Source organism: Veillonellales bacterium (genome assembly GCA_039680175.1).
Taxonomy (GTDB): Bacteria; Bacillota; Negativicutes; order JAAYSF01; family JAAYSF01; genus JBDKTO01.
In genome coordinates this window covers 1-4,862 of sequence record JBDKTO010000108.1, presented here as the reverse complement: position 1 = coordinate 4,862, position 4,862 = coordinate 1, and the positions used below count along the sequence as shown (strand labels likewise).

General features: G+C 44.1%; 4 protein-coding genes. All 4 read left to right on the top strand.

Going from position 1 to position 4,862, the window contains the following annotated elements; genetic code table 11:
* Positions 1 to 223 precede the first annotated feature (223 nt).
* The gene (gene ybaK / locus ABFC84_17155; protein ID MEN6414468.1) at positions 224 to 709 is read left to right on the top strand and encodes a Cys-tRNA(Pro) deacylase; all 486 of its coding nucleotides are present in this window, start codon (positions 224 to 226) and stop codon (positions 707 to 709) included.
* A gap of 62 nt (positions 710 to 771) precedes the next feature.
* Positions 772 to 1,440: a phenylalanine--tRNA ligase beta subunit-related protein gene (locus ABFC84_17150; GenBank protein MEN6414467.1), complete on the top strand. Its 669-nt coding sequence runs from the start codon at positions 772 to 774 to the stop codon at positions 1,438 to 1,440.
* Between the two features lie 5 nt (positions 1,441 to 1,445).
* On the top strand, positions 1,446 to 2,978 hold the full coding sequence (thrC, locus tag ABFC84_17145) for a threonine synthase (GenBank protein MEN6414466.1): 1,533 nt from the start codon (positions 1,446 to 1,448) through the stop codon (positions 2,976 to 2,978).
* A gap of 117 nt (positions 2,979 to 3,095) precedes the next feature.
* A complete protein-coding gene (pckA, locus tag ABFC84_17140) occupies positions 3,096 to 4,670 on the top strand; it encodes a phosphoenolpyruvate carboxykinase (ATP) (GenBank protein ID MEN6414465.1) in 1,575 nt (524 codons plus the stop codon).
* Positions 4,671 to 4,862: the final 192 nt, after the last annotated feature.

The following is a 4,862-nucleotide window of genomic DNA, read 5'->3' as shown; positions in this document are numbered from 1 at the left end:
AATTTATTAAAATTGGAGACTTCTTCTAAGATATCCATCCAGAGAAAACGCTATCGTTGTTCATTGGATATTAAATATATGGAATCTGCTATTTTTAACCCTAAACTTTTTTCATGAACACGCCCTGAATGAAATCAGGGTTATATTGACAAATTCAGACAGGAATTATATACTGGGACAAACTAAGTTGCTATTATTGTTTTTATAAGGATGATGGAGAAGTGTGAAGAAGACGAACGCTGCCCGTATTTTAGACGGGTTAAAAATAGCGTATGAGCTGCGGGAGTACAAGGTGGATGAGTCGGATTTAAGCGCTGAAAACGTAGCGGGAAAAGTGGGTTTACCGGCTGAGCAGGTTTTCAAAACATTAGTAGCCCGGGGAGACAAGAACGGGGTACTGATGGCTTGTATTCCCGGGGCGGCAGAGCTGAATTTAAAAGCATTGGCTGCCGCAAGCGGCAATAAAAAAGTTGAGATGGTGCATTTAAAAGAAGTACAAGGTTTAACCGGCTATATTCGGGGCGGAGTTTCGCCATTAGGCGCAAAAAAGGCCTATCCGGTATTTATGGATGAAAGTGCGTTGCGCTGGCCGTTTATTGCCATCAGTGCCGGAATAAGAGGCTGCCAGATTATTGCTGCTCCACAGGAGCTGGCGCAGGCGGTAAATGCTCAGATTATCAGTATTGCTGCGTGGGGGACGCAGCAATAGAGGTAAGAATTTTTATCCGGTGAGACCATAGGTTGCTGTCGGTCTGGTCAGGGAGGTATAGTATGCAGATTACTATTCATGAAAGTATAAAGCTGGTTATCCCTAAATGCCGTTTAGGATATGTAATTGTAAATGACGCAGTGGTCCGGGGCACACCACCATCTCTGGCCCAGGAATTTTTTAAATTGCAGGCCGAAGTGGCAAAAGTATATAATATGGATATCTTAAAAAAGATTCCCCGAATTATCGCGGTGCGGAGTATGTACAAAAAGCTGGATTTTGATCCATCACGCTATCGTCCGGCTTCCGAAGCATTGGTCCGGCGAGTTTTAAAAAATAAAGGGTTGTATTATATGAATAGCGCAGTCGATGTAAATAATTTTTGTTCCATTAAATTTTTGCTGCCCTTTGGTATTTATGATCTGGATCATATTCAAGGAAATGTAATTTACCAGCTGGCACCGGAAGGTAGTTATATCAATATGTCGGGGCACACATTGTCGACGAATGGGAAGCCTTTCCTGTCAGATGAGATCGGTGTGTTCGGCAATCCTACCTCGGATTCCAAACGGACAGCGATAAACTTGTCGGGACGAAATCTGATGTCTGTGATTTATGCCGATGAAGAAGTGTCAGATGATGAACTGGAACATATGCTGGAATTTACCGCCGAAATGCTGATCCGTTACAATGGCGGCCGTATTGGGGAAAAGAAGATTATTTATGCCTAGCAGATATGCAAGAAGTGAGGAAGGTGTTTTTGTTGATGTATGTAAGTACCCGCGGAGGGACAGCCGGATTATCTGCTGCTGAGGCGATCCAGGCAGGAATTGCTAAAGACGGAGGATTGTTTGTTCCGAAAGATTTACCGCAAATTTCTTGCGAGATATTACAGGATTTGATTCATGCTAACTATCAGGAACGGGCGTTAAAAATTTTACAAGTCTTTTTACCTGATTACAGCCAGGCTGAGTTAATTGATTGTATTCAGACAGCCTATGGCGGAGGAAAATTCGACTGCCGGGAAGTTGCCCCATTGGTTGCTGTGGGAGACGGAAAGTATGTGCTGGAGCTGTGGCATGGGCCTACCAGTGCGTTTAAAGATATGGCACTTCAACTTTTACCCCGGCTTTTGTCAAAGGCATTGACAAAAACAAGGGTAAGCAATCACATCGTTATTTTGGTTGCCACTTCCGGCGATACCGGTAAGGCTGCTCTGGAAGGCTTTAAAGATGTTCCGCAAACCCGGATTATCGTTTTTTATCCTTATCAGGGAGTTAGTGAAATTCAGAGACTGCAAATGGTCAGTCAAAAGGGGAATAATGTTTCTGTAGTGGCTGTAAAAGGAAATTTTGATGATGCCCAGACCGGAGTAAAAAGTATTTTCAATCAGTCGGCTTTTAATGCGGAGCTGGATCGCCAGGGCTATCAGCTGTCTTCGGCAAATTCAATTAATTGGGGCCGGCTTGTGCCCCAGATTGTTTATTATTTTAGCGCCTACGCCGATATGGTTCAAGGCGGCTATCAAACAATGGGGCAGCCGGTTAATTTTGTTGTACCGACAGGTAACTTTGGCAATATTTTAGCCGGATACTATGCGAAGAGAATGGGACTGCCCATCCATCGCCTCATTTGTGCTTCAAATAGCAACAATGTATTGACCGACTTTTTACATACCGGCGTATATGACCGGCGGCGTGATTTCTTCAAAACGATTTCTCCCTCCATGGACATTTTGATCTCCAGTAATCTCGAACGTCTTTTATATCACATTACGGAACAAAATGCGAAACAAGTCGCAGAGTGGATGGAACAGCTTATGAAAACCGGCACGTTCTCCATTGGCAGCCGCTATTCGTCGGTTTTGTCAGGAATTTTCTGGGCGGATTGGGTCAGCGATTCTCAGACAATGGAAACTATTAAAGAGACGCATGAAACATATGGCTATGTTGTCGATCCGCATACTGCTGTAGCCTGGCGTGTTCATGATCGGTACAAGCAGCAGACGGGGGATAAACTGCCGGGCATTATTGTTTCCACAGCCAGCCCGTTTAAGTTTAATTCCAGTGTTTTACAATCGATCCAAGATGCCGCGGATTTAAGTGAGCAGAACGAAATTTCCTTGCTGCAGGCAGTATCCCGGGTTAGTGGTTTGAAGGTACCCAAGGCACTGGCTGAATTGGAACACGCGCCGATTCGTCATCGAACTGTCTGTGCGAAAGAAGAAATGGAGGCCGTTGTTCGCAAAATTCTCGCCGTAAAAGAATAGAAACGAATTGAGTGAATATTGTATTTTTGACAAAACAAGCCAAAAAGTGCATAAAGTGTGATACAATACATAAGATAGGTAGATTATATATAAAACTTTTGGGGTGGGGGAATGGTGATGAAAGTATTAACTGACGAAAAAGCTAGTGCTGTACTAAGCGGCGTTAGCAAAGTGTACCACAATTTATCTCCGGCTGAATTAGTGGAAATGGCGTTGCAGAAGAAGGAAGGGGTACTGACTGCGACCGGCGCTTTGCGAGTTGCTACCGGCAAATATACGGGGCGTTCTCCTAATGATAAGTTTATTGTCGATGCAGCTTCTATCCATGCGGATATTGACTGGAGTCGTAACAAACCGTTTACGGTTGAACAATTTACCCGGTTATACAACCGGATGATGGCTTATGTTCAAAGCCGGGAAGTTTTTGCCTTTGATGGTTATGCCGGGGCGGATGCGGCGAACCGGATTAATGTAAGATTTATCAATGAGTTTGCCTGGCAAAATTTATTTGTTCATCAATTGTTTGTTCGTCCGGAAAACCCGGAAGGTTTTGAACCCTATTATAAAGTAATTTGCCTGCCTGGTTTCAAAGCAGTTCCTGAGATTGACGGTACGAATTCCGAAGCGTTTGTTGTTATTAATTTTGAACAGCATATGGTATTGATCGGCGGTACCCATTATGCCGGTGAAATAAAAAAATCAATTTTTACGGTGATGAATTTTATTCTGCCGAAGAAAGGTATCATGTCGATGCACTGTTCGGCTAATGCGGGTCAAACCGGTGAAACCGCGTTGTTTTTTGGTCTTAGCGGAACGGGTAAAACCACATTGTCGGCCGATCCTCACCGTCGGCTGATTGGCGATGATGAACACGGCTGGAGTGATAATGGCGTATTTAATGTGGAAGGCGGATGCTATGCCAAATGTATTAATTTGAGTCATGAAACCGAGCCGCAGATTTGGGATGCTATTCGGTTTGGTGCCGTTCTTGAAAACGTTACGATTGATCCGGAGAGCAGAATTGCCGATTACGATGATAAGTCCATTACAGAAAATACCCGGACTGCTTATCCAGTCGATTATATACCTAATGCACTTATTCCGAGTGTAGCAGGGCATCCGAAAACAGTCGTGCTGTTGACTGCAGATGCCTTTGGCGTTTTACCGCCGATTGCCAAATTGTCGAAAGAGCAGGCCATGTATCACTTCCTGTCCGGCTATACCAGTAAGCTGGCCGGAACGGAACGGGGAATTACCGAACCACAGGCTACCTTTTCTACTTGCTTCGGAGCTCCATTTTTACCTTTGTCGCCGTTGGTTTACGCCAAGTTATTAGGTAAAAAGCTGGAAGAACATAATACTAACGTATTTTTAATTAATACCGGCTGGTCCGGCGGTTCTTATGGGGTAGGAAAGCGGATGAAACTTGCCTATACCCGTGCAATGGTTACTGCTGCTACGGAAGGTAAGCTTAATGATGCACAATATGAATTAGATCCAATTTTTAATGTATATGTACCGACCTCGTGTCCAGGCGTTCCTTCCGAAGTTCTTAAACCTCGTAATACTTGGAAAGATAAAGCGGCTTATGAGCGTCAGGCGCAACAATTGGCAGGGCTGTTTGCGAAAAACTTTGCTAAATTCAAAGGAGATATGCCGCCGGAGATTGTTAATGCCGGGCCGACAGCATAAGTAACGATGCATAAGTAAAAAGAAAAAAGGCCGTGTTGAAATTTTAGTTTCAACACGGCCTTTTGTTGTCGCCGAAGAGGCATGATAAAACCCCCAGTTAAACTGGGGGTAGGGAAAAATTCTTAAAGATAAGGAAAGAACCTCCTTATGTTAGAATATGAGTGGCCTGACAACCACAATTCGAAGAAGGAG